This is a genomic window from Komagataeibacter europaeus LMG 18890, from assembly GCF_000285295.1.
In the GTDB taxonomy this organism is placed as follows: Bacteria; Pseudomonadota; Alphaproteobacteria; order Acetobacterales; family Acetobacteraceae; genus Komagataeibacter; species Komagataeibacter europaeus.
Genome location: NZ_CADP01000201.1, coordinates 1 through 2,969, shown reverse-complemented (window position 1 = coordinate 2,969; position 2,969 = coordinate 1). Strand labels below are relative to the sequence as shown.

At 56.1% G+C, this 2,969-nt stretch carries 3 protein-coding genes and 1 pseudogene; 3 read left to right on the top strand and 1 reads right to left on the bottom strand.

Going from position 1 to position 2,969, the window contains the following annotated elements; translation table 11 throughout:
• A partial coding sequence (locus GEU01_RS23600) for an FAD-dependent oxidoreductase (protein WP_042710994.1) occupies positions 1-395 on the bottom strand: 395 nt, incomplete at its 3' end.
• 45 nt (positions 396-440) lie between these two features.
• Between GEU01_RS23600 and GEU01_RS25185 the strand changes: the two are divergent.
• The 3 genes and pseudogenes from GEU01_RS25185 to GEU01_RS20495 form a co-directional block, all read left to right on the top strand.
• Positions 441-807: pseudogene (locus GEU01_RS25185) on the top strand (TetR/AcrR family transcriptional regulator); the annotation flags it as partial.
• Between the two features lie 83 nt (positions 808-890).
• Complete coding sequence (locus GEU01_RS20500) at positions 891-1,661, top strand: alpha/beta fold hydrolase (protein ID WP_026018915.1); 771 nt, start codon at positions 891-893, stop codon at positions 1,659-1,661.
• 112 nt (positions 1,662-1,773) lie between these two features.
• Positions 1,774-2,796 (top strand): IS110 family RNA-guided transposase, encoded by a 1,023-nt coding sequence (locus tag GEU01_RS20495; RefSeq protein ID WP_019086379.1) that lies wholly within the window; start codon positions 1,774-1,776, stop codon positions 2,794-2,796.
• Positions 2,797-2,969: the final 173 nt, after the last annotated feature.

The window sequence follows — 2,969 nt, the reverse complement described above, 5'->3', positions numbered from 1 at the left end:
TTGTCCATGGTGATCGTAATATGGTGCGGATCCACGAACCGTGCCGTGCCATGCGCAACCGCTATGCCGTTGCGGGCGAACTGGTGGTCCAGCATATCGACTTCATAATCCAGGGTCTTGCGCAGGCGACTGTTCGGGTCGGCTATGGTTATGTCCTTGCGGGCACGGTAAGCCCGGCCATAGAAAGCCTGCTCCCGCCAGCCTGTCAGGTTGAGGACCGTCTCCCGCAGGGTTTTGGACGGAATGGTGCCGGTATGCACACAGACCCCGCCAACCCGGGTATTTTTTTCGATAATCAGCACGGATCGACCCAGTTTCGCCGCCTGAACCCCAGCCCGCCTGCCTGACGGGCCGCTGCCGATCACGACCAGATCATAATCATATGTCTCGGTCATGCCCCATCCCCCAAACCGGACTGTTCCGGCCCATGTCGTGCCTGTATGGCTAACGCACGGATCATATGCGGGATTTCGCCGGCCATGATGGCTGCGGACCAGAATTCGACCTTTCCCCTGCGGGAAGTGGCCCGGATCGATTTCGTCAGGCGTGGGAAGAGCATGACAGAAGCGATGTCTTTAACGTGCATGCAATTCATGGCAGCGGAGCAGGCCTGTATCCGGTTTGCCTGTCAATATCCCGGTCTTTATCGGCTGATGTCCAGTTCCGATGCCGACAAGACGATAGCCCCAGTTACATGATGCGGCCATGAATATCTTCGGAAGTCTTCCGGGTCTTCTGGAAAGAGGACAACGTGACGGAAGCTTCCGACCGGTTGCCAGCAGCGCCCTGACAGCAGCAGACCAGGCATCGTGAAACCTTGAGGATGTGGCCTTACCGGTGATAATCTCGCTGCACGATCCAGAGTAATCCAGCCTTATGAAAGCCATCGAATGTTTGATACAGGGAAGTTTGTATCAGTTGGCGATACAAATTTGTTCGTCTCTGAAGCCGGGAACCCGAAAGGAAGAGTAATTGTATTGCTTCATGGCGGCTTGCGGAGCCGACTGGATTTCATTCCGCTCGCAAAGCACTTGGCAGAAGATTATAGGCTGATTGCTATTGATACGCGTGGGCATGGTCGATCTGGTATCGGGACGGCCCCCCTGACATATCGACAGCTTCAGGATGATTTTACCGCGGTTCTTAACGCGATGGGGCTGCAAAAATCCGGTATAATCGGACATAGTGACGGTGGCATTGTCGCCCTTCGTCTGGCTGCATCTCATGCCGTACAACCAGAGTTCGTCATAGCGGTCGGCGCGCACTGGGTGTTGCCGGAAAATGATCCGGCCCGGCAGATTTATCAGAAGATCAATCTTGAAAAATGGCGTGGGATGTTCGGGAATCAAATATCGGTCTACAACGCGGAAAATCCCGAACCGGATTTCGAAAAGTTATTCAAGGCGGCGACGCATATGTGGCTCGGCTGCGACGAAGATGCCTATCCCGGCGCATCTGTAAAAAACATCCGGTGTCCTCTGCTCGTCGTGCATGGTGACGATGATATGCTGGTGTCGCGGCAACAGGCGTTTGAGCTTGCTGAGCAGGTCAAAGGTGCCAGATTGCTTAACCTACCCTTCGCGAAACATACGTTACTTGAAGACATGCCTGAGCGTGTTTTTCCCTTTTTACAGGATTTCATGAATCGCGTTACTGCCTGAAGGCCATGCAGTTTCATGTCCCGTCAGATGGGGTGGTTGCCGTCCTCCCCGCACGGCATCGCAATGTGCCAGAATGGTCGTTGGAAGAAACGACTGCGCGAAAGGACGGCAGATGAAGGATACAGTGATAGGCGTTGATCTGGCAAAGAACATTTTCCAGGTTCATGGAGCTTCGCGTGCGGGCGAGGTGATGTTTCGCAAAAAGCTGCGTCGTCAGCAGTTTATGCAGTTCATGGCCACGCAGCCGCCTGCTCTGGTCGTTCTTGAAGCGTGCGGGAGCGCGCATTACTGGGCTCGCGAACTGGCAGGAGCTGGTCACGAGGTCAGACTGATCGCTCCGCAGTATGTGAAGCCTTTCGTGAAGCGCCAGAAGAACGATGCTGCTGATGCGGAAGCGATCGTCATTGCGGCCCGTCAGCCGGAAATGCGCTTTGTCGAACCACGCACTGAAGCGCAGCAGGCGCGTGGCGTTCTTTTCCGGGCCCGGCAGCGTCTGGTGCACCAGCGCACGGAACTGGTGAATGCCCTGCGTGCCGTTCTGTATGAATTCGGTCTCGTCGTGCCACAGGGGATTGCGCATATCAGACACATTGAAGCCATGCTGGATGAGGCGGTTCTGCCAGAGGCTGTGAAGCAGGAATGCCTTGATCTGCTGCGACAGATTTCGGAGCAGAGTGTGCGGATTGATGTCAGAACAAAGAAGATCAGGATGCTTGTCCAGGAAAGTGAAAACACCTGCAGATTGCAGAGCATGCCTGGAGTGGGTCCTCTGACCGCTCTTGCGATTGAAGCTTTTGCGCCTGACCTGCAGAGCTTCCGGCGCGGGCGCGACTTTGCTGCGTGGCTGGGGCTGGTGCCCCGTCAGTTCTCATCTGGCGGAAAGGAAAGGCTGGGGAAGATATCAAAAGCCGGGCAGGCTGATATCCGCAGGCTTCTCATCATGGGCGCCATGACCCAGGTGAACTGGGCCAGCCGTAAGGCCCCTGCACCGGGAAGCTGGCTGGCACGGATGCTGGCCCGCAAGCCCCGTATGCTGGTAGCCATTGCGCTGGCCAACAGGATGGCACGAGCCATCTGGGCCATGGCAACAAAACAGGAGGATTATCGGGATCCGGCCCTGTCCGTGGCAGCCTGAGCGATGGCTCGGCTCCCGCGGATGGAACCGGTAGGGGTGTGAGAGGGCGATGACCTGAATGGGCGCATGATCGTCTGATCCGGATCGGAAAAACCAGTGGATTTCTCTGTGCTTTAAAGCACGCCTGTGAGATTTGGATCTGATCCGCTGATCACCATACTGGCCAGTGGCTT

What these genes read in the sequence shown, in the direction of transcription:
- GEU01_RS20500 (WP_026018915.1), top strand. Translation starts at nt 891, where the DNA reads ATGTTTGATACAGGGAAGTTTGTATCAGTTGGCGATACAAATTTGTTC.
- GEU01_RS20495 (WP_019086379.1), top strand. Translation starts at nt 1,774, where the DNA reads ATGAAGGATACAGTGATAGGCGTTGATCTGGCAAAGAACATTTTCCAG.